The sequence below is a fragment of the Microbacterium oleivorans genome (genome assembly GCF_001644225.1).
Lineage (GTDB): Bacteria > Actinomycetota > Actinomycetes > Actinomycetales > Microbacteriaceae > Microbacterium > Microbacterium gawkjiense.
Genome location: NZ_LSTV01000001.1, coordinates 1,178,445 through 1,204,022 on the forward strand (window position 1 = coordinate 1,178,445; position 25,578 = coordinate 1,204,022).

Below are 25,578 nucleotides of genomic sequence, written 5' to 3' on the forward strand. Positions count from 1 at the left end.
GGCGGACCGCTGTTCTTCCGAGAGCTCCCCGGTGATGGCCGGATCGGTGCTGATGACTCGATCATACCGTCGGCATAACCTGGCGTCATGGCCCGCCCCCGCACCCGTCCAGAGCCGCCCCGCATCCCCGATCCCGATCTGCCCCGCGCGTTCGAACCCGCGACGCCGCGCCGGTCGGGCGGGTTCTCCGAGGCGCGCATCGACCTCGACCCCGGAACGACGGATGCCGCGCACAGCCGCATCAGCGAGAGCGTCGTGGCCCCGGCATCCGTTCACTCCCTCGATCTGACCGGCGCGATCCTGGCGGACGTCGTCGTGGACGGGGTGTCGGCCGCCGAACTGATCGCCCGCGACGCGACGTGGCGGACGGTCGTGGTGCGCGGCGGCCGGATCGGCACGCTCGACCTCTCGCGAGCGCGGTGCGACGGGCTCGTCCTCGACGGCGTGCGGGTCGACTACCTGACGGGTGGGGGCGCGACCCTGCGCGACGTCGAGGTGAGCGGATGCCGCATCGGCACCCTCGACCTGCCGGGCGCCCGCGTCGAGCGGATGCGTGCCACCGACACGGCCGTCGACGAGATGGACCTGCGCGAGTGGCAGGCGAGCGACGTCGACCTGCGCGGCGCGGAGGTGCTCTCGTTCACGGACGTCCGGATGCTGCGCGGCGTCACCCTGACCGCCGACCAGGCGACCTCGCACGCGCTCGCGCTCGCGGCATCCCTCGGCATCGACGTGCGGACGCACGCGTGACGCTCCGGACGGCACGGCTGACCCTCCGCGAGATGGGTGAGGACGACCTGCCGGCGCTCCGGTCGATCCTCACCGATCCGGTCGCCATGACGGCGTACGAGGGCGCGTTCACCGACGCGGAATGCCGGGCGTGGCTCGAGCGCAACCTCCGGCGCTATGCGGAGGACGGGTTCGGGCTCTGGGCCGTCGAGCTCGCCGACGCACCGGGCGAGGTGATCGGGCAGTGCGGCATCACCCGGCAGCGCATCGACGACGACGAGGTCCTCGAAGTCGGGTACCTCTTCCGCCGGACGCACTGGCACCGGGGGTATGCGACCGAGGCTGCGGCGGCGTCGCGGGACTGGGCGTTCCGCGCGCTGGACGCGCCGGCCGTGTGGGCGAAGGTCCGCGACACGAACCTCGCCTCCATGAACGTCGCCATCCGCCTGGGGATGACGGTCCGTCGCCGCTTCATCACCCACTACCGAGGCGTCGACATGCCGCACCTCGGTTTCGCCGTGGACCGCTAGGAGGCCCAGTCCTCCGCACGGATGCCGACGGTCGCCGCTCCCTGCAGGAGCCGCGAGATCGGGCATCGGTCGTGCGCGGCAGCGACGAGTTCCTCTGTCTCGGCGAGGGTGCGTCCCTCGGCGGAGACGAAGGCGGTGGCGTGGAACTCGTAGCCGCCGCGCTCCGGGGAGTCGTGGAGCTCGACCTCGACGCGGACCCGCGTCCGGTGCGCAGCCTTCACGATCGCCTGCAGGGTGGCGTCGAGGCAGGTGGCCCAGGCGAGGGCGAGCAGCTGCTCGGGATTGCTGCGCGACAGGTCCGCATCGGGGCTCAGCGGGTTCGAGACCGCGACCTCCAGGCCGCCGACCACCCGGCTGACACCGGTCCCGCCGTCGTCGTTGATCGCCTCGGTCCGGTACCTGGTGCTCATGCCAGAACTATAATTGGACTTCATCCAACAACGTTCTGAGGTCCTTTCGTGCTGCCTGCGCCCCCTGTCGAGCTCGCTCGCGCGGGTGTGGAGTACCCCGGAGGCGTCCGCGGTCTCGCAGACGTGGACCTGACCGTCGCCGACCGCGAGATCCTCGGCGTCATCGGCGAGAGCGGCGCCGGGAAGAGCACCCTCCTCTCGGTGCTGACGGGTGAGGTCGCCGCCACCTCGGGCACGGTGAGCGTGCTCGGCCAGGATGTCGGACGGCTCGGTCGAACGGGGCTCCGCCGCCTGCGGCGCGAGATCGGCGTCGTCTTCCAGGGCGTGCACCTCCTCGCGAATCGGACGGTGCGGCAGAACGTCGACGTCCCTCTCGCCCTCCGCCCCCGGAGCGAGCGGTCAGCCCAGGCCGTCGACGATGCGCTGCGCTTCGTCGGGCTCGACCACCGGGCCGACGCGTATCCCGCCCAGCTGAGCGGTGGTCAGCGCCAGCGCGTCGGCATCGCCCGCGCCCTCGTGACGCGCCCCCGGCTGCTGCTGTGCGACGAGCCCACCTCGGCGCTCGACGCGGCGACCGCCGGTGAGGTGCTCGACCTCCTGCGCGACGCCCGCGACCGCTTCGGGACGACCGTCGTGATCGTCACCCACGATCTCGACGTCGTCCGCTCGATCTGCGACCGCGTCGCCCTGTTCGACGACGGCCGGCTCGTCGAGATCCTCGCGGTCTCGCCGACCGTACGCGGCGAGCGCGAGACGTACCTCGATCGCGCGCGACGGGAGCTCGGCGCATGAACGACCCCCAGGATGTCCTCGCCTCGCTTGGAGCGTCGCTGGCCGAGCGCGGCGACGACCTCATCGAGGCCCTGGGCGAGACCGGCTACATGCTCGGCGTCTCGCTGGCGGCCGCCGTGGTGCTCGGCCTGCCCCTCGGCGCCGCCGTCTACCTCACGCGCCCCGGGGGCATCCGCCCGCAGCGGGTCGTGTGGACCGTCGCGAACGTCCTCATCAACGTCATCCGGTCCTTCCCGTTCCTGCTGCTGGTCGTGTTCCTCGTGCCGGCGACCCGGGCGATCTACGGCACCACCTTCGGCACGCCCGCTGCGACCTTCTCCCTCTGCGTCGTCGCCGTCGCCGTCTACGGCCGCTTGGTCGAGCAGATCCTCCGCGAGGTGAGCCCCGGCATCCCCCGCGTCGCGCAGACCCTCGGGGCCACGGTGCCGCAGACCGTGTGGCGGTTCCTCCTGCCCGAAGCGCTGCCGGGTCTCGTGTACGCGCTGACCTCGGCGAGCATCAGCCTGCTGTCCTACTCGACCGTCCTCGGCGTGGTCGGCGGCGGCGGGATCGGAGACTTCGCTCTGCGGTACGGCTACCAGGAGTACGACGACGCGCTCATGTACTTCACGATCCTCGTCATCCTCGCCATCGTCCTCGTGATCCAAGCGGTCGGGCAGCGGATCTCGGTCCGCCTCGACCATCGCTGAGCGTCCGCCACCACCGGCATCCACCCCCATCCCACAAGGAGCACCATGTCCCCGCGCCGCCTCACCCTCGCCGCCGCCCTCACGGCCGCCGCCGTCGCCTTGCTGGCCGGCTGCGCCTCGCCTGCCGCACCGGGCGGTGAGCAGGTGCAGACGCTGCGGGTCGGCGCCGTCACCTCCCCCATGACCGACATCGTCGAGGCCGCCGCCGACGAGATCGAGGACGGGTACGCCATCGAGCTCGTCGAGGTCGCCGACTACGTCACGATCAACAAGATGCTCGCCGCCGGCGACATCGACGCGAACTTCTCGCAGCACGAGCCCTACATGCAGGAGTTCAACGCCGCGAACGACGCGTCGCTGACAGCGGTCCAGCCGATCTACAACTTCACGATCGCGTTCTACTCGAAGACGATCGACGACATCGCGGACCTGCCCCAGGGGGCGACCGTCGCGATCCCGAACGACGCCTCCAACACCGGCCGTGCGCTGAAGATGCTCGCCGACGCGAAGATCATCACCCTCGCCGAGGGGGTCGACCCGTACGAGGCGACCGTGGACGACATCGCCGAGAACCCGAAGGACCTGCAGTTCCTCGAGCTCCAGATCAACCAGCTCAACACGGCGTACGACGAGGCCGACCTGGTCTTCCAGTGGCCGTCCCACATCGCGGCCCTCGGCCTCACCCCGCAGGACGACGGGCTGCTGACCGAGCTCGACGACCGCTTCGCCCTGCAGCTGGTCGTCCCCGAGGAGGACGCGGATGCCGCCTCCACCGAGGCGCTCATCGACGCATTCACGAGCGACCCGGTGCGCGAGATCATCGACGGCAACGCGACGATCGAGGCCGCGTTCTGACCCGCTGACGCCGGCCGCGGCGCGTGCGGCGCGCCGCTGTGCGGAGGTTCGCGAGGAGATGACGCGTCCTGAGGGGCGGATCCCGGCATCCGCTCCTCGATAACCTCCATCTCCTCGCGAAGCGTCACCGACAGCGTCAGCGTGACCGCTCGGCGAGGTGCAACCCCTGCGCCACCGCGCGCGCGACGGCGTCCTGCACGACGTGCCAGCGATGCACGACCTGCACGTACCCGACGCGGATCACGTGGTACCCGAGGAGCATCAGTTCGGCGTCGTGGGCGTTGTCCCTGTCGCGCTGCGCGCCGACGTGGGTGCCGCCGTCGATCTGCAGGACGAGGCGATCGCCCAACAGGAATTCCACGCGATGTCCGGCGATCCAGGCCTGCGGCACGATGGGCACCCGCAGCCACGCGAGCCGCGGCGGGATGAAGGACTCGAGGCCCGAACCGGCGAAGGGTGTCACCTGGGCCAGGACCTCGCGTGCCCGTCCGCGGAACGGCAGCCGATGGAGCGCGGGCAGCTGGACCAGTCCCCGCTCGATCGCGGACTCCCAGATCGCGAGCGCCTCTTCGAACGGCAGACAGCCCGCGGTGAGCGCGAGGACGTTCTCAATCGGGTCGACGAGCGCGTCCGGTGCGCGCGGCACGATCGGCTCGGACCAGTGGACGACCGTGCCCGGTTCCTCGGTCCGGACGGATCCCGAATGAGCGGATGCCGCGACGTGCGCCCCCTTCGCGTGCAGCACCCACAGCCCCAGTCGCTGCGCCTGCGTGACGCACGAGAGGACGACCCCTGCAGCGGCCGCGGCGCGGAGCGCGGGGTCGCTCGACGGGAGGGCGACCCATCCTCGCCGCGGCCTCACGAGCTCCCCGGTGTCCACCGCCGTGCGCACCGCGCGCTCACTGAAGCCGAGTCGGCGCAACGCCGCCGCTCGGACGATCCCACCGCGCTGCCCCACCGCATCCGTCACCCTCATCCGCACAGCCTGCGGCCCTGACCGGCCGAGGAACCGGCACCGCCGGAACGGTGTGCACGGGCGCGGCCCGGTGGGCACCGGGGAGGAAGCGGCGGAGTTCGCGAGGAGATGACGCGTCCCGAGGGGCGGATTCCGGCATCCGCTCCTGGATAACCTCCATCTCCTCGCGACGCGTCACCCGTCCGGCGGACGCCCCGGCGGTAGACTGGCGCGGCATCCACACTCAGGCACGCTCACACAGTGCCGCACATATCGCTCGAGGAGCCCCACCATGACGAACGCGCAGATTCCCGACAAGCCCGCCCTGGAAGGCCTCGAGCAGAAGTGGGATGCCGCGTGGTCCGACGCCGGCACGTACCTATTCGACCGCGACGCGGCCAAGGCGAAGGGACGCGCAGGCGTCTTCTCGATCGACACGCCTCCCCCGACGGCATCCGGCTCGCTCCACATCGGTCACGTGTTCAGCTACACCCACACCGACGTGAAGGTGCGCTACGAGCGCATGCGCGGCAAGACCGTGTTCTACCCGATGGGCTGGGACGACAACGGCCTGCCGACCGAGCGCCGCGTGCAGAACTACTACGGCGTGCGCTGCGACACGTCGCTCCCCTACGACCCCGACTTCACCCCGCCGTTCCGCGGTGACGCGAAGAGCCTGAAGCCGGCCGACCAGGTGCCGATCAGCCGACGGAACTTCATCGAGCTCTGCGAGGAGCTGACGATCGAGGACGAGAAGCAGTTCGAGGACCTGTTCCGCAAGCTCGGCCTGTCGGTGGACTGGACGCAGACCTACCGCACCATCTCGGACGACACGATCCGCACGAGCCAGCTCGCCTTCCTCCGCAACCTGGAGCGCGGCGAGGCCTACCAGGCGATGGCGCCCACCCTCTGGGACATCGACTTCCGCTCCGCCATCGCGCAGGCCGAGCTCGAGGACCGCGACCAGCAGGCCTCGTACCACCGCGTCGCCTTCCACAAGTCCGACGGCTCGGGCGACATCCACATCGAGACGACCCGTCCCGAGCTGCTCCCCGCCTGCGTCGCACTCGTGGCCAATCCCGACGACGAGCGCTACCAGCCGTACTTCGGCTCGACCGTGCGCACCCCGCTGTTCGACGTCGAGGTGCCGGTCCTCCCCCACCCCCTCGCGGTGAAGGACAAGGGCACCGGCATCGCCATGATCTGCACCTTCGGCGACGTGACCGACATCATCTGGTGGCGCGAGCTCGATCTGCCCAACCGCACGATCCTCGGCCGCGACGGCCGGATCATCGACGAGGCTCCCGACGTGCTCGTGACGGATGCCGCGAAGGCGGCCTACGCGGAACTCGCCGGCAAGACGGTGTTCAGCGCCAAGAAGCGCATCGTCGAGCTGCTCGAGGAGTCCGGCGAGCTGCTCGAGGTGTCGAAGCCGTTCACGCACCCCGTGAAGTTCTACGAGAAGGGCGACCGCCCCCTCGAAATCGTCTCGACCCGTCAGTGGTACCTCCGCAACGGCGCGCGCGACGCCGACCTGCGCGAAAAGCTCATCGAGATGGGGCGCAGCATGGGCTGGCACCCCGACTTCATGCGGGTGCGCTACGAGAACTGGACGAACGGTCTCACCGGCGACTGGCTCGTGTCGCGGCAGCGCTTCTTCGGTGTGCCGATCCCGGTCTGGTACGGCCTCGACGAGAACGGCGAGCGGGACTACGACCGCGTCCTCACGCCCGACGTGTCGCGCCTGCCCGTCGACCCCACCACCGACGTGCCCGACGGCTACACCGAGGACCAGCGCGGCGTGCCCGGCGGCTTCGACGCCGAGCGCGACATCTTCGACACCTGGGCGACGTCGTCCCTGACCCCGCAGCTCGCCGGCGGATGGCAGCGCGACGAGGAGCTGTGGAACCTCGTCGCCCCGTTCGACGTGCGCCCGCAGGGGCAGGACATCATCCGCACGTGGCTGTTCTCGACCATGGTCCGCTCGGTGCTCGAGGACGGCCGCGCGCCGTGGACGGATGCCGCCATCTCGGGCTTCATCGTCGACCCCGACCGCAAGAAGATGTCGAAGTCCAAGGGCAACGTCGTCACGCCGGCCGACATCCTCGACGCGCACGGCACGGATGCGGTCCGCTACTGGGCGGCCTCGAGCCGTCTCGGCGCCGACGCCGCCTTCGACCCGCAGAATCCGACGCAGGTCAAGATCGGCCGCCGCCTGGCCATCAAGGTGCTGAACGCCGCGAAGTTCGTGCTGTCGTTCCCGGTCCCCGAGGACGCCCGCATCACGCACGCGCTCGACGCGTCGATGCTCGCGACCCTCGATCAGGTCGTCCGCGACGCGACGAAGGCGTTCGACGCCTTCGACCACGCCCGCGCGCTGGAAGTCACCGAGGCATTCTTCTGGACCTTCTGCGACGACTACCTCGAGCTCGTCAAGGAGCGCGCGTACAACCAGGCCGACGCCGGCCAGGCGTCGGCAGCGCTCGCGCTCCGCATGGCCCTGTCGACGCTCCTGCGTCTGCTCGCGCCGGTGCTCTCGTTCGCCGCGGAGGAGGCCTGGTCCTGGTTCGAGGAGGGGTCGGTGCACACCGCCCCGTGGCCCGAACCGCTCGGCATCGAGGGCGACCCGGCCGTGCTGCGGACGGTGGGCGAAGCGCTCATCAGCGTGCGCCGCGCGAAGACCGAGGCGAAGGCCTCGCAGAAGACGCCGGTCGCGTCGCTGACCATCACAGGACCGGATACCGCACTCGACGCCATCCGCTCGGCCGAGGGCGACCTGGCCGCCGTCGGACGCATCGCGGAGGTCTCGTACGCCTCCGGCGACACGGTGTCGGTCGGCGACATCGTCCTCACCCCGCAGGAGGCCTGACATGCAGCTCGGAACCCGTTGGACCAGCGGCGACCAGCCGCCGTCCGCCGTACCGGAGATCCTGCGAGACCAGATCGCGGCCGTCGACGCCACGATCGACCAGGATCCGCTCGGCCAGCCCCGCCCGCGATGGACGCTGACCTGGCTCGAGGGACGCCCGGTCGCGGAGCTCGAGACAGGGGTCGTCGTGCGTGTGAACCGCGAGGGCGAGATCGTCGTCGGTCATCTCGACGACGACGGCATGGCCTGACGGGGGCTCAGCCGCGCGGGTGACGCGCGAGGTGCGCGGCGACGTCGGCGCGGGTGCGCTCGACGTGCTCGTCGGCGGCTGACTGCGTCAGTGCCTGCTCGGCGCGGCGCATCATCCGTGCGGCCACGACGCGCTGCACCGAGGCCGACGCCGCGAGCAGTGCCGCCTCGAGCCGGGTCGGACGCGCGGCGACGTCCAGCACAGGAATGGTGATCGTGGTCATCGTCCGTCTCCGTCCTCGGGAAGCTGGAACACGTCCACCCGGATGGTGAACGGCAGTCGGTCGGGCTCTTCTTCGCGCCCGCGGGCACCGGCGACGGCCTCGTCGACGACGGCGGACAGACGCTCGATGAGCGCCATGGCGCCATCGCGCGTGAGGTGGATGTTCGCGGTGGAGATCATCGCGGCGTCGTCCTCCTTGTCGGGCGACGCGATGCCCTCGCTGACGTGACGCATCAACTGCTGGTGCCGGCGACCGAGGAACTCGTTCATGATGAGTTGCGTGGCCGACCGGATGGCCGGCGACGCGAGGGCCTCGGGGCTGTCGAAGGAGACCGACTTGTCCGCACGCTCCCACCACCGCTCCCGCGCCGAACCGCGGTCGGGGATCTCGCGAATGAGGTCCTGTTTGGCCAGCGCCCGCAGGTGGTAGCTCGTCGCCCCCGAGGACTCCCCCGTGCGCTCGGCGAGCGAACTCGCCGTCTGGGGGCCGTACTGCGACAGGATGTCGAAGAGCTGCACACGCAGCGGATGCGCGAGGGCGCGGAGGGCCCCGGCATCCAATTTGCGGTCTTCGCGCGCCCGTCGCTGTTCGGTCATGATGCAAAGATACCTTTGCATGGCTAGCTTTGCAAGTGTTTCTTTGCAACGGGTCCTTTGCACGCCGCGGCTCCCGACCGCGACGTACGCTGGGACGATGACGGATGCCGCTGCCAACCCGCTCCTCTCGCCCTCCCCTCTCCCGTTCGATCTGCCGGATTACCCCCGCATCCGCCCCGAGCACTACTTGCCCGCTTTCGAGCAGGCGTTCGCGGCTCACCGCGCCGAGATCGAGGCAATCGCCGCCTCGACGGAGGAGCCCACGTTCGAGAACACGCTCCTCGCCCTCGAGCGCTCCGGCGAGCTGCTGGGACGCGTCGCACGCACCTTCTACACCGTCAGCTCCGCCGACGCGACGGCCGAGATCCAGGAGATCGACGAGCAGCTCGCGCCGCTGATGGCCGCGCACCAGGACGCCGTCACCCTCGACGCCCGCCTGTACGCGCGGGTCGCCGCCGTCCACGCGCAGCTGGACGACCTTGGCCTCACCGGGGAGGACCGCTACCTCGTGGAGCGCACCCACCGCGAGATGACGAACGCAGGTGCCGGACTCGACGAGGCCGACAAGACCGTCCTCACGGAGCTCAACCAGCAGCTCTCCGTCCTGACGACGACCTTCGAGAAGAACCTCCTCGCCGACACCAACGAGCTCGCCGTCGTGTTCGACGACGCCGCGGAACTCGACGGCCTCACCGACGGCGAGCTGTCGGCTGCGGCACGCAACGCCGCCGATCGCGGCCTCGACGGGAAGTTCGTCATCACGCTGACGCTGTTCACGGGGCATCCCTACCTCTCCTCGCTCACGTCCCGCGCGAGCCGCGAGAAGCTGATGACCGCCTCCCTCTCGCGAGGGCGACGCGGCAACGAGAACGACAACCGCGCGGTCCTCACCGAGATCGTCCGGCTGCGCGCCGAGCGCGCCCGAGTGCTGGGGTACGACTCGCACGCAGCGTACGTCACCGCGGACGAGACGGCCGGTTCGCCCGAGGCTGTGCACGCGCTGCTGCGCCGCCTCGCGGTGCCCGCCGCGGAGAACGCCCGACAGGAGCAGGCGGCACTGCAGGAGATCATCGACCGCGACGGCGGTGGATTCGACCTCGCCGCGCACGACTGGGCGTTCTACACCGAGCGGGTCCGCGCGGCACGGTACGACCTCGACCGCACCGCGCTGCGGCCCTGGTTCGAGGCCGAGCGCGTGCTCGTCGACGGCGTGTTCCGCGCGGCGACCGACCTGTACGGCATCACCTTCACCGAGCGCCCCGATCTGCCCGCCTACCACCCCGGGGCGCGCGTGTTCGAGGTCCGGAACGAGGACGGCTCGCACCTCGGGCTGTACATCCTCGACCTGTACACCCGCGACTCGAAGCGCGGCGGGGCGTGGATGAACTCGATCCTGTCGCAGTCCGCCCTGCGCGGCACGGCGCCGATCGTCGTGAACAACCTCAACGTGCCGCAGCCCGCGCCGGGAAGCCCCACACTGCTGACCCTCGACGAGGTCACGACGCTCTTCCACGAGTTCGGTCACGCGCTGCACGGACTGTTCGCGACGGTGACCTACCCGCACTTCGCCGGCACGGCGGTCTTCCGCGACTTCGTGGAGTTCCCGAGCCAGGTCAACGAGATGTGGATCTTCTGGCCCGAGATCCTGGCCTCGTACGCCCGCCACATCGACACTGATGAGCCGCTCCCGGCGGAGGTCGTGGCGAAGCTGCGCGAATCGGAGGCCTTCAACCAGGGCTTCGCCACCAGCGAGTACCTGGCCGCATCCTGGATCGATCAGGCGTGGCACAGCCTCGATGTCGAGGACACGGCATCCGAGATCGACGTCGACTCCTTCGAGGCCACCGCTCTCGCCGACATCGGCCTCGACAATCCCGCCGTACCGACTCGCTACTCGTCGACCTACTTCGCCCACGTCTTCTCTGGCGGGTACAGCGCGGGCTATTACTCCTACATCTGGAGCGAGGTCCTCGACGCCGACACCGTGGAATGGTTCCGCGAGAACGGCGGCCTCACCCGTGCGAACGGCGACCGGTTCCGCGATCGCCTGCTCGGTGTGGGCGGGTCGAAGGACCCGCTCGAGGCCTACCGCGACTTCCGCGGTCGCGACGCGCGGATCGAGCCGCTGCTCGAGCGCCGCGGTCTCACGGGCTGACCGGGCTCAGCCCGCCGCCGAGCCGACGCGGTAGACGAGTCGCGCGAACTGTCCGACCGCCTCGGCCGACACGAGCCGCAGGCGGTCGGACTCGAGTCGACGCGGCAACAGCGGTGCGCCGCCGGTGAGGAAGACGGGCGCGACCGACACGGCGATCTCGTCGAGCGCGCCGATATCGAGGAACTGACCGGCGAGGTCTCCCCCGCCGACGATCCAGACGTCGCCGTCGCCGGCGGCCTCACGGATGTCGGGAAGGACGGATGCCACCGGTCCCCGGACGAAGCGGATGTCGGCGCCCGCGGGTGTCGGCAGGTCCCGCGTCGTGAACACGAACGTCGGACGCTCGCCGTGGAACTGCGTCCACCGCTCGGGGTGGGCGAGGATGTCGGACTCCGCCAGCACCCATTCGTAGGTCGTCGATCCTTCGACGAGCACGGTCGCCCCGGACGGCAGGAGGGCGTCGTCCGGGGTGTCGCCGTTCTCGACGGCGAACAGCCAGGCGAGGGAGTTCTCCTCGTCGGCGATGAATCCGTTGGCCGTCGTGGCGGTGTCGTAGAGGATGCGTCCCATGACGGGGACGCTACCCCCGGCCTACGACATCCGCGGGCGTCAGGCGCTCTTTCGCTTCTGGCGCAGCACGAGGGTGGGGGGCGCGCCGTCCTGGACGGCGGCGCGCGTGACCACGACTTTGTCGACGTCCTCCGCGGAGGGGATCTCGAACATGATCGGACCGAGAACGTCCTCGAGAATGGCCCGGAGACCGCGGGCACCGGTCTTTCGGGCGACGGCGAGGTCGGCGACGGCGCGGAGCGCATCGTCCTCGAACTCGAGCTCCACACCGTCCAGCTCGAACATCCGCTGGTACTGCTTGACGAACGCGTTCTTGGGGCCGGTGAGGATCTCGATGAGCGCGGTCTGGTCGAGCGGCGACACCGTCGTGACGACGGGCAGGCGGCCGATGAACTCGGGGATGAGGCCGAACTTGTGCAGGTCCTCGGGGAGGACGTCGCGGAAGACGTCCAGCTCCTGCTCCTTGTCCTGCAGCGGAGCGCCGAAGCCGACGCCGTGCTTGCCGACACGCGACGAGATGATGTCCTCGAGCCCCGCGAACGCGCCCGCCACGATGAACAGGACGTTCGTCGTGTCGATCTGGATGAACTCCTGGTGCGGGTGTTTGCGACCGCCCTGCGGCGGCACCGAGGCGACGGTGCCCTCGAGGATCTTCAGCAGCGCCTGCTGGACGCCCTCACCCGAGACGTCACGGGTGATCGACGGATTCTCGGCCTTGCGGGCGATCTTGTCGACCTCGTCGATGTAGATGATGCCCGTCTCGGCGCGCTTGACGTCGAAGTCGGCGGCCTGCAGCAGCTTGAGGAGGATGTTCTCGACGTCCTCGCCGACGTAGCCGGCCTCGGTGAGGGCTGTCGCGTCCGCCACCGCGAAGGGGACGTTCAGCCGCTTGGCGAGCGTCTGCGCGAGGTACGTCTTGCCGCATCCGGTCGGTCCCAGCAGCAGGATGTTGCTCTTGGCGATCTCGACCTCGTCGGCGCGTTGCTCGGCGGACTGGATCGTGCTGCGGGCGCGGACGCGCTTGTAGTGGTTGTAGACGGCGACGGCGAGGGCGCGCTTGGCGGAGTCCTGACCGACGACGTACTCCTCGAGGAAGCTGAAGATCTCGCGCGGCTTGGGAAGGTCGAAGTCCTTGACCTCACCGTCGCCGGACTCGGCCATGCGCTCTTCGATGATCTCGTTGCAGAGCTCGACGCACTCGTCGCAGATGTAGACGCCGGGGCCGGCGATCAGCTGCTGGACCTGCTTCTGGCTCTTGCCGCAGAAGGAACACTTGAACAGGTCGGCGCTCTCACCGATGCGTGCCATGGTGTCCCCCTCAGGATCTCGTGCCGGTGGAGATGAGCCTAATCGCAGATCCGGGCACGGGGTGGATTGCGACGCGAGTGTGGACGACGACGCCCCGCCGACGGATCGGCGGGGCGTCGGGTGCCGGCATCACGCGGTGATGGCGGCGGGGGTGCGCTTGCGCGAGGTCAGGACCTGGTCGACGATGCCGTACTCGAGCGCCTCCTGGGCCGAGAGGATCTTGTCGCGGTCGATGTCCTTGTTGACCTGCTCGACGGTGCGGTTGGTGTGACGGGCCATCGTCTCCTCGAGCCAGGTGCGCATGCGGAGGATCTCCGCCGCCTGGATCTCGATGTCGGACGCCTGCCCGTGACCGGCCTCGCCGACGGCGGGCTGGTGCATGAGGATGCGGGCGTTCGGCAGGGCGAGACGCTTGCCGGTCGCACCCGCAGCCAGCAGGACGGATGCCGCCGAGGCCGCCTGTCCGAGGACGACCGTCGACACCTGGGGCGAGATGTACTGCATCGTGTCGTAGATCGCCGTCATGGCCGTGAACGAGCCACCGGGCGAGTTGATGTACATGATGATGTCGCGGTCGGGGTCCATCGACTCGAGGACCAGCAGCTGCGCCATCACGTCATCCGCGGACGCGTCGTCGACCTGGACGCCCAGGAAGATGACGCGGTCCTCGAACAGCTTGTTGTACGGGTCCTGGCGCTTGTAGCCGTACGCGGTGCGCTCTTCGAACTGCGGCAGGATGTAGCGGCTCGAGGGCATGGCGACGCCCTGCGGGCGACCGAAAGTGGGGGTGTGCATTCTCTTCGTCCTCCGGGCGATCAGTTCTCGGTCCCGCCACCGCCGGCGACGTCGGCGGCGTGTTCGCGGATGTGGTCGACGAAGCCGTACTCGAGGGCTTCCTCGGCCGTGAACCAGCGGTCGCGGTCGCCATCGGCGTTGATCTGCTCGACGGACTTGCCGGTCTGCGCGGACGTGATCTCCGCGAGACGGTTCTTCATCGAGATGATCAGCTGGGCCTGGGTCTGGATGTCGCTCGCCGTGCCACCGAAGCCACCGTGGGGCTGGTGCAGCAGCACACGGGCGTTGGGCGTGATGTAGCGCTTGCCCTTCGTGCCGCTGGTCAGCAGGAGCTGACCCATCGAGGCAGCCATGCCGATGCCGACGGTGACGATGTCGTTCGGCACGAACTGCATCGTGTCGTAAATCGCCATGCCGGCGGTGATCGAGCCACCGGGCGAGTTGATGTAGAGGTAGATGTCCTTCTCGGAATCCTCGGCCGCGAGCAGCAGGATCTTGGCGCAGATCTCGTTCGCGTTCTCGTCGCGCACCTCGGAACCGAGCCAGATGATTCGGTCCTTCAGCAGCCGGTCGAAGACACTGGTCGCCATAAGGGGTTCAGCCATGGATGCTCTCCTGGATTCGTGTTCGTGCTTCGAATCTAGTGGCGCGCCCCGAGCGCCTCGCCCGTGTTCGCCGTGGGCATACCGGGGCGGGCATCCAGCCGCGCGAGCCCCGCGGACGCTGCCCGGAGACGCCGAAGGGCGGCGGGGCCGTGAGGCACCCGCCGCCCTTCGAAACGATCACTCCGCGTCGGCGGCCTTCTTGGTGGCGCGCTTGGCGGGAGCCTTCTTGGCGGGCGCCTCGGCGGCGTCCGCGTCGGCCTTCTTGGCGGCCGGCTTGCGGGCCGGAGCCTTCTTGGCGGCGGGCTTCTCCTCGGCTGCCTCGTCGGCGGCATCCGCCTTCTCGGCGGCGGCCTTCTTGGCCGGAGCCTTCTTCGCCGGAGCCTTCTTGGCAGGCGCCTTGTCGGCGGCCGGCTTCTCCTCGGCTGCCTCGTCCGCGGCGTCGGCGTCCTCGTCCTCGGCGGCGAAGCCGGCCAGGTCGACCTTATTGCCGTTGGTGTCGACGACGTTCACCTTGCCGAGCGCGATCGCCAGGGCCTTGTTGCGGGCGACCTCACCGACCATGAGCGGGATCTGGTTGCCCTCCTGCAGCGCGTTGACGAAGTCCTGCGGCGACATGCCGTACTGCGCCGACGACTGGATGAGGTACTGGGTGAGCTCCTCCTGGGAGACCTGCACCTCGTGCTTCTCGGCGATCTTGTCGAGGATCATCTGCGTGCGGAACTGCTTCTCGCTCGCCTCGGTGACCTCGGCGCGGTGCACGTCGTCCTCCAGGCGACCCTCGCCCTCGAGGTGGGCGTGGACCTCGTCCTCGACCAGCTTGGCGGGGACGGGGATGTCGGCCTTCTCGATGAGGGCCTCGACGAGCTTGTCGCGCGCGGCGGAGCCCTGCGTGAAGACGGCCTGCTCCGAGACGCGCTCGACGAGGCTCTCGCGAAGCTCGGCGATCGTGTCGAACTCGGAGGCGACCTGCGCGAAGTCGTCGTCGGCCTCGGGGAGCTCGCGCTCCTTGACGGCCTTGACCGTCACGGCGACCTCGGCCTCTTCACCGGCGTGGTCGCCGCCGACGAGCTTCGAGCGGAACGTCGTGTCCTCACCGGCGGTGAGCGACTCGATGGCCTCGTCGATGCCCTCGAGCAGCTCGCCCGAGCCGACTTCGTAGGACACGCCCTCGGCGCGGTCGATCTCGGCGCCGTCGATCGTGGCGACGAGGTCGAGCTCGACGAAGTCGCCGGCCTTGGCGGGACGGTCGACGGTCACGAGCGTGCCGAAACGGCTGCGGAGCTTGTCGAGCTCGGCGTCGACGGCGGCCTCATCGGTCTCGACGGCGTCGACCTCGATCGTGATGTCGTCGTAGGAGGGCAGCTCGAACTCGGGGCGGACGTCCACCTCGACCTCGACCTTGAGGTCGCCGGAGAAGTCCTTCGTGCTCGGCCACTCGACGATCTCGGCGGCCGGGCGGCCGACGATGCGGACCTCGTTCGCGGTGACGGCTTCGCGGTAGAACGCGTCGAGGCCCTCGCTCACGGCGTGCTCGAGCACGGCCTCACGGCCGATGCGCTGGTCGATGATCGGCGCCGGGACCTTGCCCTTGCGGAAGCCGGGGATCTGCACGTCCTGCGCGATGTGCTCGTATGCGTGGGAGATGCTCGGCTTGAGCTCCTCCGGGGTGACCGTGATGTGGAGCTTCACCCGGGTGGGGGTGAGCTGCTCGACGGTGCTGGTGACCATGCCTGTCGTTCTCCTTGTCCGGCCGCGCACACGCGCGTCCGTTCGGTGATCTGGGTTCGTGGGGCCGTTGGTCGGGGCGACAGGATTTGAACCTGCGGCCTCCCGCTCCCAAAGCGGGCGCTCTACCAAGCTGAGCTACGCCCCGGGCGCGCACGCTGGCGAGCGCCGAAAAACGGCCGTTGGTCAGTCTAGCCGACCATGTCGGGTACACTCGTCGAGGCGCTCATCGCAGCGCCGACGGGGATGTAGCTCAATGGTAGAGCCTCAGTCTTCCAAACTGATTACGCGGGTTCGATTCCCGTCATCCCCTCCACGAGACGCCCCGCGTCACACCGAGCTGTAGGCGACGATGCCCCGTCGCACGGCGTCGAGGGCCTTCCGCGCGGTCGTCGCGACATCGGCATCCGCCACGATCGACAGCTGATCGAGCAGGTCGATCGTCTGCTTCGTCCACCGGACGAAGTCGCCGGCTGCCATGTCCGCCTCGGTGAGGACGACGTCGAGCGACGCCCCGCGCGCCCAGGAGTTCATGGCCTGCGCGAGGCCGGTCGCGATCGCCTCGGTGCCCGGTAGGTGGTGGGCCTGTTCGAGATCGTCGAGTCGGCTCCAGAGGTCCTGCGTCTTCGTGAGGGCCTCGCGGAACGGTCCGCGCGGCAGGCGGTACTCCCCCGCCTCGTCGCGGCGCGGCTCGTAGACGAGGCAGCAGGCGAGGGCGGCGAGGCCGGCGGGGTCGAGCTCGCGCCACAGCCCGCGGCGCAGGGACTCCGCGACGAGCAGATCGCGTTCGCCGTAGATGCGGCGCATCGTGCGCCCGGCGGCCGTGAGTGTGGCCGCGCCGTCGTCGTCGAAGGCGACGTAGTCCAGCTCGGCCAGCACGTCGATGATGCGGTCGAAGATCCGCGCGACGGTGCCGGTGCGGGTCTCGATGTCGCGGCGCGTGCGATCGGTGCGCCGACGCAGCTTCCAGTACCGCTCGGCCCAGCGGGCGTGGTTCTCGCGATCGGGGCAGCCGTGGCAGGGGTGCCGCTGCATCCGGCGGCGCAGCGACTGGATCTCGTTCTGGCGCTGCTGACGGATGCGGGCGGGCGCCGTCCGATCGGCGCGATTGAGCTTCTCGGCGTCACTGAGGTCGCGCCGGATACCGGAGTACTCGGCGAAATCGCCGCGGTCGCACTTCATCGACTTCTCGTAGCCCGCGAGGGACGCCTCGGCCTCCTTCACCTGCCGGGCGAGGCCCACGACGGCGCGGTCTGCCTGGAACTGCGCGAACGAGGACTCGAGGATCTCTCTCGCGCGCGGCCGGCCGAACTGGTCGATCAGGTTGACCGCCATGTTGTACGTCGGCCGGAAGCTCGAGTTGAGGGGGTACGTGCGGCGCGACGCGAGGGCCGCCACCGCCTGCGGGTCGAGCGACTCGGTCCACTGGACGACCGCATGCCCCTCGACGTCGATGCCCCGCCGGCCAGCGCGCCCGGTGAGCTGGGTGTACTCGCCCGACGTGATCGCGACCCGCGCTTCGCCGTTGAACTTCTCAAGCTTCTCGAGAACGACCGTCCGGGCGGGCATGTTGATCCCGAGCGCCAGCGTCTCGGTCGCGAAGACCACCTTCACGAGTTTGCGCTGGAACAGCTCCTCGACGACCTCCTTGAACGCGGGCAGCAGGCCGGCGTGGTGCGACGCGATCCCCCGCTCGAGGTTGTCGCGCCACTCCCAGTAGCCCAGGACGCCGAGGTCCTCGTCTTGGAGCGCCCGCATCCGCTCGTCGATGATCCAGCGGATCTCGTCGCGCTCCGCGGTGTCGGTCAGCCGCACACCCGCGCGCCGGACCTGCTGCACCGCGGCGTCGCATCCGACCCGACTGAAGATGAAGAAGATGGCCGGCAGCAGGTTGGAGCGACCCAGCAGCTCGACGACCTGCGGACGGTCCATCCGCTCGATCCGCATCGCCGTCGACGGTCGTACGGGACGCTTACCGCCCCGGTGCGGGCGGCGCCTCTCCTGGTCGCCGCGCGAGCGGTACTCCATGGCGCGGCGATTGTTCTCGTAAAGGGCACCCTTGGGTGAGCGGATGCGGGTGAGCTCCTGGTTCACCTGTGCGGTGGCGACGCCGGCGCGGTCGTCGAACAGCGGCAGGAGGTCGCCGCGCACGAGGACGTGCTGCTCGAGCGGAACGGGACGGGTCTCGGAGACGATCACGGCGGTGTCGCCGCGGACCGTGTCGAGCCAGTCGCCGAATTCCTCGGCGTTCGAGACCGTCGCCGACAGGGAGACGAGGCGCACAGCGGGCGGCAGATGGAGGATGACCTCCTCCCACACCGGTCCGCGGAACCGGTCGGCGAGGTAGTGCACCTCGTCCATCACGACGTAGCGGAGTCCGCGCAGGGCCGGCGAGTCGGCGTAGAGCATGTTCCGGAGCACTTCGGTGGTCATGACCACGACGCGCGCGTTCCCGTTGATGTTCGTGTCGCCGGTGAGCAGGCCGACCTCGCCCTCGCCGTAGACCTCCTGCAGCTCGCGGAACTTCTGGTTCGACAGCGCCTTCATCGGCGTCGTGTAGAAGGCCTTGTCGCCCGGTTCCCGCATCGCGAGGTGGATGGCGAACTCGCCGACGATCGTCTTGCCGGCGCCCGTCGGGGCGGCGACGAGCACGCTCCTCCCCTCTTCGAGTGCGTGACAGCCCTCGATCTGGAACGGGTCGAGGTCGAACCGCTGCAGGGATGCGAAGGAGGAGGAGATCGGATGCCGGCGCTCCGACTGCGCGCGGGCGTAGCGTGCCGAGGGGTCGGTCATGCGGCCGGACCGAGGAGCGCCTCGTCGCGCTTGCGTTTGCGGCGATCGAAGAGCATCGAGAGTCCGGCGGCGGCGAAGAAGAGGACCGTCAGGATGCCCGCAAGGATGAGCATGCTGACGACGTCGGCGGCGGGGGTGGCGGCTCCGGCGAACACCGTCGCGATGACGATCGCCACGCGCCAGCCCTTGATGATCTCCCGGCCGGTCATGACGCCGGCGAGGTTCAAGGCGACGAGGAACACCGGGGTCACGTAGGCGACGCCCACAACGAGGAGGAGCTTGAACACGAAGTCGTAGTAGTACTTCGCGTCGTAGAAGTTCGAGGCGCCGACGGGTGTGAAGCCGGCCATCAGCTCGACGAGGTGAGGAAGGATCAGCCAGCCCGTGAAGGTGCCTGCGAAGAACAGCGGCACCGCGGCGGCGACGAACCCGATCGTGTAACGGATCTCCTTCCGCGTCAGCCCGGGCATCAGGAAGGCCCAGATCTGCCACAGCCAGACAGGCGCAGAGATGAGCAGGCCGACGGCGAAGGAGATGCGGATGCGGAGGTCGAAAGCGGATGTCACCGTCGCGAACATGAGGGTGACGGCATCCTCGTCACCTCGACGCTCGGCGACGATGCGGATCGGCTCGGTCATCGCCCAGATGATGCCGTCCGTCAGGATGAACGAGACGATCATCCCGACGACGAGGGCAGCGACCGCGATCAGCAGCCGTTTGCGGAACTCGCGCAGATGGTCGCCGAGCGACATCCGCTTGTCCCTGTAGGGGGCGTCGTCTCGCGCGGCGTCCCGTTCGGTGGTCGTCACCGAATCAGGATGCGGGGCCCTGCGGTGGGCCCTGCGCGGGCGGCGGCGTCAGCGGGGTGACCGAGGACGGCGCCGGAGGAGCCTGGTGGTTCGGCGTCTCGGCCGGCCCGTCCTCCTCCTTCATCGCCTTCATCTCGCCCTTGAAGACACGCGCCGACTGACCGACGCTCTTCGCCAGCGCCGGCAGTTTCGCCGCACCGAACAGAAGAAGGATCACCGCCAGAACGACGATGAGATGCCAGCCCTGCAGACCGCCCATGAAAGCTCCTCGGGGTTGAAGTCGTTCCAGTCTAACCGCCCGGGGGCGGCCGGTCCTCAGGTGTACTGCGCGAGCCCCGCCTCGGCCCACGCCCGCGCCGCCTCCCGCGCGCTGTCGGGCGAGACGATCTCGACGTCGCCCCCGAGACGCGCGGCCAGCCGCTTCAGGCTGCGCTCGTCACCGACCCGTAGCCGGACCGAACGGACATCGCCCTTTCCCCGCACGACGGCGCGCGCCGCGAACTCGCCGAGCAGCGGGACGACGTCCTTGCGGCAGCGGAGCTCGACGATCACATCGGACTCGGTCGGTTCGAACAGGCCCGGCAGCGGGTCCGCGCCGTGCGTGCTCGGGATGTCGGTGAGGACGACCTCGGAGACCCGGTCGAGGTGGAACGTGCGCACGGCCTGCCGCAGGTGGCACCAGCCCTGCAGGTACCACTGACCGTCGGCGATGTGGACCTTGACAGGGTCGACCGTGCGGGTGGTCACCGGCGCATCCGGAGCCCGGTACTCGAACGACACGGCGACGCCCCGCTGGACGGCCGCCGCCACAGTGGTGCGGACGTCGTCGACGACGGGGGTGGCGACGATGACCTCCGCCGGAGCGCTCGACGCGCCGGCGGCGAGCTTGGCGAGGAGCCCCTGGACGACGCCGCTGTCCCCCACTCCCGGAAGGCTCGCCGCGAGCTGCAGGCCCGCCAGCAGGGCCGCCGCCTCGCGGGCGGTGAGCCGCGGCGTCCGCTCGAGCGCGACGGCGTTCGTGATCGAGATGGTGTCCTGCTCGTCGAGCAGATCCCAGTCGATGTCGAAGAGGTCGTTCGCCATCTGCCAGAAGCCGCCGTCCCCCGGCAGGCCGATGACGGTCAGCTTCTCGACCATCGCGCGCATCTCGTCGGGCGCGACGTCGAAGTCCCGCGCGGCGTCCTCGACGGTGACCTCGCCCTTCGAGATCAGGTACGGCACGAGTTGGAGGATCAGGGACGCGCGGTCGGTCGCGACCAGCGGTTGCGCGCTCATCCGGCGGCCTCCGCGTGCAGGTCGCGGGCGCGGCGGAGGCGCGCGACGACGAGGTCGGCCAGCTCGACCGGCTCGATCACCCGGACCTCAGGCCCGTAGGAGGCGAGCTCGTCGGCGAAGATCTGGGCGTCGACGTAGGGCACCCGGCATCCGGTGTCGTCTGCGGCGACCGCGCGACGGTTCAAACGCACCGCGGCCTCGGTCCCCGGCTCGACCTGGACGAGCGCGCGCTGACGCCTGGCGACCGCCTCGAGCCCGGCGATCGCCTTGTCGCCCGCCCCCTCGCGCAGCGAGAGCTCGAACGAGGTCCGGGTGACGACGACGTCCGAGGAGATGCGGGTCAGCAGGAAGGTGCGCTCGGCGTCCTGCAGCAGGTCGAAGCCGTACACGTGCCATCGGCCCTCGTACTCGACGAGCGCCCACGGCTGCACACGGCGGCGGTGCGCGGCATCCGATCCGCCCTTGACGTAGTCGAACTCGACGACCCGCCCTTGCTCGATCGCACGCTGCAGCGGCGAGAACGACGGCTCGCGCAGGCTGATGCGCGGCGCGTAGCCGATGATGGGGGCGTCGACCTCGATGCCGAGCGCCTGGATCTTGCGCAGACCGCTGCGCGCCGACGCCGACATGGAGCTCTCGCCCCAGACGCCGCTGGCCAGGTTGAGCACCGCGATCTCGGCCGGGGTGAAGTCGATGTCGACCGGCAGGGAGTACTCGGCCGTCGGGATCCGGTACCGCGCCTCGCGGAGGTCGTCAGGGTCGGCGTAGTCGCCGATCGTCTCGATCGGAACGCCGAGCGAGCGCAGGCTGTCCTTGTCGCGTTCGAACATCTTCTCGAGCGCGTCCTTCGACGCACCCGCCGCTCCCTGCTCGCGGTAGCCCGACACGGACGAGAGGATCGTGTCCTTCGTCAGCCCCTGTTCCGTCGCGAGCAACGCGACGACGAGGTTGACGAGCCGTTCCTCGGGCGCGCTGCGGATCGGATCGGTGGGCACACGGCAATCCTAGGCGCGGGACCGGTCGCCGGCCCCGCGCGGGCTCACTGTGTCGCCGTGGTGGCGTCGTCACTCGTGTCGATCCCGAGGATGTCGATCACGAAGACGAGCGTCGAGTTCGCGGGGACGGAACCCGAGGCCGTGTCGCCGTAGGCCTGGTCGGGAGGGATGACCGCGAGCACCTGCGACCCCACGGTCTGACCCTCCAGCGCCTTCTGGAAGCCGGGGACGACGCTGTCCAGCGACAGCGTCGCCGGGGAGCCCTTCTCCCACGTGGAATCGAACACCTCTCCGGTGTTCCAGAGCACACCGGTGTAGTTGACGCGCGGCGTCGAGTCGGCGGTGAGCTTCTCGCCGTCGCCCTTCTTGAGCGTCTTGATGATCAGGTCCTTCGGCGCGACCGCGTCGGGGACGATGATGCCCGGGGTGCCGTCGGGGGCGAGGACGACGGTGGGGATGTTGCTGCCGTCGACGTACTGCGGCACGCCGTTCGCCGCCGGAAGGAAGACCGTGTTCACGTCGATGACGACCACGGCCGCCTGCTCCTCGCTCAGGCCGATCTGGCTCACCAGGTCGGGGTTCAGGTCCTTCGCCGGGATGGCCGAGACGATCCGCGAGCCCGGGCGGGCGCAGTCGAGGATCTTCTCGATCGTCGGGAACGTCTGCTCGAGGACGCTCACCTGGACGACGCGGGTGGGCGCGGACAGGACCGTCTGACCTGTCGCGCCGTCGAGGAGCGTGATCCCCAGCTGGACGTCCTGCTTGCTCGTCGTGATCGGGGTGCCCGAGCCGGTCGCGATGTCGGTGAACGAGGTCTTCGTGACGTAGACCGGGTCGGTGGTGGTGGCCGCCGGTGCCGCCTCGGCATCCGTCACGTCGACGAGGTCGAGGGACGAGGCGGGCGCGGTGACGCGCTCGCAGCCGGCGTCCGCGGGACCGGTGGGGGCGCACCCGACGAGGGCCAGGGCGGTCAGGCCGAGCACGGCCACGGCAGCGGGAATCTGACGCATTGGATCAGTCTACGGTCTCGCCGGAGCGATCCTCGGCAGCCTGCCGGGCCCCCTCCACGGCGCGCTGCGCGTCGCGCACCCGCTTGCGGAGGTTCTTGTCGGTGATCTGGCGGTCGCCCACGGCACCGGGGGTCCACGCCTCGACGTCCTCGTCGGCGTACGACGGCTTCTTCAGCGCGCGCTTGCGGACATCCGGCGGCATCGCGCCGGGGGCGAGGCGACGGGCGGTGAGGAGGAACCCGGTGTGCGCGACCATGCGGTGGTCCGGACGCACGGCGAGACCCTCGACGTGCCACCCCCGCACCATCGTCTCGGTCGCCTCGGGCTCGGTGAACAGACCCGAATGCCGGATGTACTCGGCGACCCGGCTGAGCTGCGTGGCCGTCGCGATGTAGCACAGCACGACGCCGCCCGGCGTGAGCGCCTCGGCCACGACGTCGATGCACTCCCACGGCGCCAGCATGTCGAGCACGACGCGGTCGACGCTGCCCGGCTCGGTCACCTGCGGCAGCTGCTCGGCGAGGTCGCCGACGACGACCCGCCACGAGTCGGGGTAGTGACCGAGGAAGGTCTCGACGTTGGCCTCGGCGACCTCGGAGAACTCCTCGCGGCGCTCGAACGATAGCAGGCGACCGGAGGGCCCGATCGCGCGGAGCAGCCACAGCGACAGCGCGCCCGAGCCGACGCCGGCCTCGACGACGGTCGCCCCCGGGAAGATGTCGGCGGAGGCGAGGATCTGCGCGGCATCCTTCGGGTAGACGATCGCCGCGCCGCGCGGCATCGACATGACGAAGTCGCGCAGCAGCGGACGGAGCGCCAGGTACTCGTGACCGCCGCTGTTCACGACGACCGAGCCGTCGGGCTGACCGATGATCGCCTCGTGGCGCAGCACGCCGTGGTGCGTGTGGAGCTCGCCGCCCTCCCGCAGGGTGACGGTGTGCATGCGCCCCTTGGGTCCGGTCAGCTGAACGCGGTCGCCCAGCCGGAACGGGCCGCTCGGCCGCAGGTCGGCGCTCACGCGTCTACCTCCTGGCGCACGCGGGCGAGCACGTCGGCGACGTCGGCGACGGTCCGGCCGTCGAGCGTGGGCCACAACTCGTGCGCCCCCACCCCGTCGAGCGGGACCATGTGCGGGATGCCGACCGTCACCGTGCCCGCGGCGATGGCGGAGGCGGTGCCGGTGAGCGAATCCTCGAAGGCGACCGTGTCGGCGGGATCCACCCCGAGCGCGGCACAGGCCTGCAGGTACGGAGCGGGATGCGGCTTGGCGTGGGTGACGTCATCGCCGCCGATGACGAGATCGAACGCGTCGAAGTCGATGAGCTCGGTGATGACCCTCGCCATCCGACTCATGGACATGGTGACGAGGGCCGTCGGCACGCCCTGCTCGCGGAGCTCGCGGAGCAGCTCCCGAGCACCGGGACGGAAGGGCACGCCGTCCTCGCGCAGGCGGCGCATGACCTCGTCGGTCAGGTGGGCGACGATCTCGTCGACCTCGAGGCGCACACCGGCGCCCTGCAGGACGCGCGCCGCGTCCTCGAGGCCCATGCCCACCATGGCGAGACCGTCCTCGTGCGTCCAGGTGCCGCCGAAGCGCTCGACGAGCGGGGTCTCGGCGGCCATCCAATACGGCTCGGTGTCGACGAGGGTACCGTCCATGTCCCAGAGGACCGCGGCGGGAAGGGGGGAAGTCACCGGTCAATGCTATGCGAGGGCTTCCGCCCGCCCGGTGGCGGGCGGCGTATCGTGGGGGTACCGACAGAGAGGACGTCCGTGCAGGGACTGGGACAGCGGGTGCTCGTGATCGCCGTCGACGGCTGGAACGACGCCGGAGAGGCCGCCACCGCCGCGGTCGCACAGCTGCGCTCGTCCGGGACGTTCGAGAGGGCGTTCGGCGTCGACCCGGAGCTGTACTTCGACTACCAGTACACGCGTCCGCAGATGCAGATGGATGCCGACGGTGCCCGTCGCCTGGTCTGGCCCGACGCCACCCTCTGGCGCCCCGTGACGCCGCGCGAGGACGGCCCCGACCTCTGGCTGCTGACCGGGACGGAGCCGGCGCGCGCCTGGCAGGCGTTCGCGGCGGAGTTCGTCGACGCCGCCCTGCGCGAGGACATCACGGGCATCGTGGCCCTCGGATCGATGATGAGCGACGTCCCGCACACCCGCCCGATCTCGGTGTTCGCGGGCTCCGAGAACGAGGAGTTGCGCTCGGCTCTCGGGCTCGAGCGCTCGACCTACGAAGGTCCGGTCGGCATCCTGTCGGCGCTCGCCGCGGCCGGCGAGGCCGCCGGCATCCCCTCGGCCGGTCTCTGGGCGAGCATCCCCCACTACGTCGGCGGACACACACCGTCGCCCAAGGCCACCCTCGCGCTCCTCGACAAGCTCGAGGAGATCACCGGCACCACCATCACCCGCGGCACGTTGCCGGCGGACGCACTCGCGTGGGAGGCGTCGATCGACGCCGCTGCGGCCGACGACGAGGAGATGACGGAGTACATCCGCCAGCTCGAGACGACCCGTGACGCGTGGGACTCCCCCGAGGCGTCGGGCGACGCCATCGCGCAGGAGTTCGAGCGCTACCTGCGCCGCCGCGGTGACGGGCCGCGCGGGCCGAAGGACGACCCGCGCCGCTGAGCG

General features: G+C 70.0%; 26 protein-coding genes and 2 tRNA genes. 10 read left to right on the forward strand and 18 right to left on the reverse strand.

The window, feature by feature from the left end; translation table 11 throughout:
- Positions 1–87 precede the first annotated feature (87 nt).
- Together AYL44_RS05655 and AYL44_RS05660 are read left to right on the forward strand one after the other, a co-directional pair.
- A complete protein-coding gene (locus tag AYL44_RS05655) occupies positions 88–750 on the forward strand; it encodes a pentapeptide repeat-containing protein (RefSeq protein WP_064002223.1) in 663 nt (220 codons plus the stop codon).
- On the forward strand, positions 747–1,259 hold the full coding sequence (locus AYL44_RS05660) for a GNAT family N-acetyltransferase (RefSeq protein ID WP_064002224.1): 513 nt from the start codon (positions 747–749) through the stop codon (positions 1,257–1,259). Before AYL44_RS05655 ends, AYL44_RS05660 begins: the two co-directional genes overlap by 4 nt.
- Here the strand turns inward: AYL44_RS05660 and AYL44_RS05665 are convergent.
- The gene (locus AYL44_RS05665; protein WP_064002225.1) at positions 1,256–1,669 is read right to left on the reverse strand and encodes an OsmC family protein; all 414 of its coding nucleotides are present in this window, start codon (positions 1,667–1,669) and stop codon (positions 1,256–1,258) included. The genes AYL44_RS05660 and AYL44_RS05665 overlap by 4 nt on opposite strands.
- 48 nt (positions 1,670–1,717) lie before the next feature.
- Here AYL44_RS05665 and AYL44_RS05670 point away from each other — a divergent pair, with 48 nt between their 5' ends.
- Genes AYL44_RS05670 through AYL44_RS05680 form a run of 3 tightly spaced genes read left to right on the forward strand, consistent with a single transcriptional unit; the run spans position 1,718 to position 4,005 of the window.
- Positions 1,718–2,461, forward strand: a complete 744-nt coding sequence (locus tag AYL44_RS05670) for an ATP-binding cassette domain-containing protein (RefSeq protein ID WP_064002226.1) — start codon at positions 1,718–1,720, stop codon at positions 2,459–2,461.
- Positions 2,458–3,150, forward strand: coding sequence for a methionine ABC transporter permease (locus AYL44_RS05675; protein ID WP_064002227.1), 693 nt, complete (start codon positions 2,458–2,460; stop codon positions 3,148–3,150). The genes AYL44_RS05670 and AYL44_RS05675 overlap by 4 nt, the downstream gene beginning before the upstream one ends.
- A 45-nt stretch (positions 3,151–3,195) precedes the next feature.
- On the forward strand, positions 3,196–4,005 hold the full coding sequence (locus AYL44_RS05680; protein WP_064002228.1) for a MetQ/NlpA family ABC transporter substrate-binding protein: 810 nt from the start codon (positions 3,196–3,198) through the stop codon (positions 4,003–4,005).
- A 136-nt stretch (positions 4,006–4,141) separates the two neighbouring features.
- Here AYL44_RS05680 and AYL44_RS05685 read toward each other — a convergent pair whose 3' ends face one another.
- Positions 4,142–4,981, reverse strand: a complete 840-nt coding sequence (locus tag AYL44_RS05685; protein WP_064002229.1) for a type IV toxin-antitoxin system AbiEi family antitoxin domain-containing protein — start codon at positions 4,979–4,981, stop codon at positions 4,142–4,144.
- 271 nt (positions 4,982–5,252) lie between these two features.
- Here AYL44_RS05685 and valS point away from each other — a divergent pair, with 271 nt between their 5' ends.
- Both valS and AYL44_RS05695 read left to right on the forward strand, forming a co-directional pair.
- A complete protein-coding gene (gene valS, locus AYL44_RS05690; RefSeq protein WP_064002230.1) occupies positions 5,253–7,829 on the forward strand; it encodes a valine--tRNA ligase in 2,577 nt (858 codons plus the stop codon).
- Between the two features lies 1 nt (position 7,830).
- Positions 7,831–8,079 carry a hypothetical protein gene (locus AYL44_RS05695; protein WP_064002231.1) on the forward strand — a complete coding sequence of 83 codons (249 nt, stop codon included), beginning with the start codon at positions 7,831–7,833 and terminating at the stop codon, positions 8,077–8,079.
- 7 nt (positions 8,080–8,086) lie between these two features.
- On the opposite strand, the gene AYL44_RS05700 is transcribed toward AYL44_RS05695, so the two are convergent.
- On the reverse strand, positions 8,087–8,302 hold the full coding sequence (locus AYL44_RS05700) for a hypothetical protein (protein WP_064002232.1): 216 nt from the start codon (positions 8,300–8,302) through the stop codon (positions 8,087–8,089).
- The gene (locus tag AYL44_RS05705) at positions 8,299–8,898 is read right to left on the reverse strand and encodes an ArsR/SmtB family transcription factor (protein ID WP_064002233.1); all 600 of its coding nucleotides are present in this window, start codon (positions 8,896–8,898) and stop codon (positions 8,299–8,301) included. The genes AYL44_RS05700 and AYL44_RS05705 overlap by 4 nt, the downstream gene beginning before the upstream one ends.
- A gap of 97 nt (positions 8,899–8,995) precedes the next feature.
- On the opposite strand from AYL44_RS05705, the gene AYL44_RS05710 reads away from it, so the two are divergent.
- Complete coding sequence (locus tag AYL44_RS05710; RefSeq protein ID WP_064002234.1) at positions 8,996–11,053, forward strand: M3 family metallopeptidase; 2,058 nt, start codon at positions 8,996–8,998, stop codon at positions 11,051–11,053.
- Between the two features lie 6 nt (positions 11,054–11,059).
- Here AYL44_RS05710 and AYL44_RS05715 read toward each other — a convergent pair whose 3' ends face one another.
- The 6 genes from AYL44_RS05715 to AYL44_RS05740 all read right to left on the reverse strand — a co-directional run bounded on the left by AYL44_RS05715 (position 11,060) and on the right by AYL44_RS05740 (position 16,204).
- Positions 11,060–11,623 (reverse strand): dihydrofolate reductase family protein, encoded by a 564-nt coding sequence (locus AYL44_RS05715; protein ID WP_064002235.1) that lies wholly within the window; start codon positions 11,621–11,623, stop codon positions 11,060–11,062.
- Positions 11,624–11,662: 39 nt separating this feature from the next.
- Positions 11,663–12,931, reverse strand: coding sequence for an ATP-dependent Clp protease ATP-binding subunit ClpX (gene clpX, locus AYL44_RS05720; RefSeq protein ID WP_064002236.1), 1,269 nt, complete (start codon positions 12,929–12,931; stop codon positions 11,663–11,665).
- Between the two features lie 129 nt (positions 12,932–13,060).
- Positions 13,061–13,726, reverse strand: a complete 666-nt coding sequence (locus tag AYL44_RS05725) for an ATP-dependent Clp protease proteolytic subunit (protein ID WP_064002237.1) — start codon at positions 13,724–13,726, stop codon at positions 13,061–13,063.
- Positions 13,727–13,746: 20 nt separating this feature from the next.
- On the reverse strand, positions 13,747–14,331 hold the full coding sequence (locus tag AYL44_RS05730; RefSeq protein ID WP_064002238.1) for an ATP-dependent Clp protease proteolytic subunit: 585 nt from the start codon (positions 14,329–14,331) through the stop codon (positions 13,747–13,749).
- Between the two features lie 177 nt (positions 14,332–14,508).
- A complete protein-coding gene (gene tig / locus AYL44_RS05735) occupies positions 14,509–16,059 on the reverse strand; it encodes a trigger factor (protein WP_064002239.1) in 1,551 nt (516 codons plus the stop codon).
- A gap of 68 nt (positions 16,060–16,127) precedes the next feature.
- Positions 16,128–16,204: transfer RNA gene (locus AYL44_RS05740), tRNA-Pro, on the reverse strand.
- Positions 16,205–16,298: 94 nt separating this feature from the next.
- Here AYL44_RS05740 and AYL44_RS05745 point away from each other — a divergent pair.
- A tRNA-Gly gene (locus AYL44_RS05745) sits at positions 16,299–16,372 on the forward strand.
- 14 nt (positions 16,373–16,386) lie between these two features.
- Here the strand turns inward: AYL44_RS05745 and AYL44_RS05750 are convergent.
- The 8 genes from AYL44_RS05750 to AYL44_RS05785 all read right to left on the reverse strand — a co-directional run bounded on the left by AYL44_RS05750 (position 16,387) and on the right by AYL44_RS05785 (position 24,633).
- Positions 16,387–18,849 carry a DEAD/DEAH box helicase gene (locus AYL44_RS05750; RefSeq protein ID WP_064002240.1) on the reverse strand — a complete coding sequence of 821 codons (2,463 nt, stop codon included), beginning with the start codon at positions 18,847–18,849 and terminating at the stop codon, positions 16,387–16,389.
- A complete protein-coding gene (gene tatC, locus AYL44_RS05755) occupies positions 18,846–19,601 on the reverse strand; it encodes a twin-arginine translocase subunit TatC (protein WP_064002491.1) in 756 nt (251 codons plus the stop codon). The genes AYL44_RS05750 and tatC overlap by 4 nt, the downstream gene beginning before the upstream one ends.
- A gap of 61 nt (positions 19,602–19,662) precedes the next feature.
- Entirely contained in the window at positions 19,663–19,917 is a 255-nt protein-coding gene (gene tatA, locus AYL44_RS05760) for a Sec-independent protein translocase subunit TatA (RefSeq protein ID WP_064002241.1), read from the reverse strand.
- Between the two features lie 56 nt (positions 19,918–19,973).
- Entirely contained in the window at positions 19,974–20,933 is a 960-nt protein-coding gene (locus tag AYL44_RS05765; RefSeq protein ID WP_064002242.1) for a helix-turn-helix transcriptional regulator, read from the reverse strand.
- The gene (locus AYL44_RS05770) at positions 20,930–21,928 is read right to left on the reverse strand and encodes a helix-turn-helix transcriptional regulator (RefSeq protein ID WP_064002243.1); all 999 of its coding nucleotides are present in this window, start codon (positions 21,926–21,928) and stop codon (positions 20,930–20,932) included. Before AYL44_RS05770 ends, AYL44_RS05765 begins: the two co-directional genes overlap by 4 nt.
- A 44-nt stretch (positions 21,929–21,972) precedes the next feature.
- The gene (locus AYL44_RS05775; RefSeq protein ID WP_064002244.1) at positions 21,973–22,938 is read right to left on the reverse strand and encodes an FKBP-type peptidyl-prolyl cis-trans isomerase; all 966 of its coding nucleotides are present in this window, start codon (positions 22,936–22,938) and stop codon (positions 21,973–21,975) included.
- A 4-nt stretch (positions 22,939–22,942) separates the two neighbouring features.
- Positions 22,943–23,956 carry a tRNA (adenine-N1)-methyltransferase gene (locus AYL44_RS05780; RefSeq protein ID WP_064002245.1) on the reverse strand — a complete coding sequence of 338 codons (1,014 nt, stop codon included), beginning with the start codon at positions 23,954–23,956 and terminating at the stop codon, positions 22,943–22,945.
- A complete protein-coding gene (locus AYL44_RS05785) occupies positions 23,953–24,633 on the reverse strand; it encodes an HAD family hydrolase (RefSeq protein ID WP_064002246.1) in 681 nt (226 codons plus the stop codon). Before AYL44_RS05785 ends, AYL44_RS05780 begins: the two co-directional genes overlap by 4 nt.
- A gap of 78 nt (positions 24,634–24,711) precedes the next feature.
- Between AYL44_RS05785 and AYL44_RS05790 the strand changes: the two genes are divergently transcribed.
- Positions 24,712–25,575: a PAC2 family protein gene (locus AYL44_RS05790; protein WP_064002247.1), complete on the forward strand. Its 864-nt coding sequence runs from the start codon at positions 24,712–24,714 to the stop codon at positions 25,573–25,575.
- The last annotated feature ends 3 nt before the right edge of the window (positions 25,576–25,578 follow it).

Excerpts from the sequence above, each read along its gene's own strand:
- tig (WP_064002239.1), bottom strand. The coding sequence starts at position 16,059 with ATGGTCACCAGCACCGTCGAGCAGCTCACCCCCACCCGGGTGAAGCTC.
- AYL44_RS05775 (WP_064002244.1), bottom strand. The coding sequence starts at position 22,938 with ATGCGTCAGATTCCCGCTGCCGTGGCCGTGCTCGGCCTGACCGCCCTG.
- AYL44_RS05695 (WP_064002231.1), top strand. The coding sequence starts at position 7,831 with ATGCAGCTCGGAACCCGTTGGACCAGCGGCGACCAGCCGCCGTCCGCC.
- AYL44_RS05685 (WP_064002229.1), bottom strand. The coding sequence starts at position 4,981 with ATGAGGGTGACGGATGCGGTGGGGCAGCGCGGTGGGATCGTCCGAGCG.
- AYL44_RS05655 (WP_064002223.1), top strand. The coding sequence starts at position 88 with ATGGCCCGCCCCCGCACCCGTCCAGAGCCGCCCCGCATCCCCGATCCC.
- AYL44_RS05665 (WP_064002225.1), bottom strand. The coding sequence starts at position 1,669 with ATGAGCACCAGGTACCGGACCGAGGCGATCAACGACGACGGCGGGACC.
- AYL44_RS05715 (WP_064002235.1), bottom strand. The coding sequence starts at position 11,623 with ATGGGACGCATCCTCTACGACACCGCCACGACGGCCAACGGATTCATC.
- AYL44_RS05710 (WP_064002234.1), top strand. The coding sequence starts at position 8,996 with ATGACGGATGCCGCTGCCAACCCGCTCCTCTCGCCCTCCCCTCTCCCG.
- AYL44_RS05730 (WP_064002238.1), bottom strand. The coding sequence starts at position 14,331 with ATGGCTGAACCCCTTATGGCGACCAGTGTCTTCGACCGGCTGCTGAAG.
- AYL44_RS05765 (WP_064002242.1), bottom strand. The coding sequence starts at position 20,933 with ATGAGCGCGCAACCGCTGGTCGCGACCGACCGCGCGTCCCTGATCCTC.
- valS (WP_064002230.1), top strand. The coding sequence starts at position 5,253 with ATGACGAACGCGCAGATTCCCGACAAGCCCGCCCTGGAAGGCCTCGAG.
- AYL44_RS05725 (WP_064002237.1), bottom strand. The coding sequence starts at position 13,726 with ATGCACACCCCCACTTTCGGTCGCCCGCAGGGCGTCGCCATGCCCTCG.
- tatC (WP_064002491.1), bottom strand. The coding sequence starts at position 19,601 with ATGTCGCTCGGCGACCATCTGCGCGAGTTCCGCAAACGGCTGCTGATC.
- AYL44_RS05750 (WP_064002240.1), bottom strand. The coding sequence starts at position 18,849 with ATGACCGACCCCTCGGCACGCTACGCCCGCGCGCAGTCGGAGCGCCGG.
- AYL44_RS05700 (WP_064002232.1), bottom strand. The coding sequence starts at position 8,302 with ATGACCACGATCACCATTCCTGTGCTGGACGTCGCCGCGCGTCCGACC.
- tatA (WP_064002241.1), bottom strand. The coding sequence starts at position 19,917 with ATGGGCGGTCTGCAGGGCTGGCATCTCATCGTCGTTCTGGCGGTGATC.
- AYL44_RS05680 (WP_064002228.1), top strand. The coding sequence starts at position 3,196 with ATGTCCCCGCGCCGCCTCACCCTCGCCGCCGCCCTCACGGCCGCCGCC.
- AYL44_RS05705 (WP_064002233.1), bottom strand. The coding sequence starts at position 8,898 with ATGACCGAACAGCGACGGGCGCGCGAAGACCGCAAATTGGATGCCGGG.
- clpX (WP_064002236.1), bottom strand. The coding sequence starts at position 12,931 with ATGGCACGCATCGGTGAGAGCGCCGACCTGTTCAAGTGTTCCTTCTGC.
- AYL44_RS05675 (WP_064002227.1), top strand. The coding sequence starts at position 2,458 with ATGAACGACCCCCAGGATGTCCTCGCCTCGCTTGGAGCGTCGCTGGCC.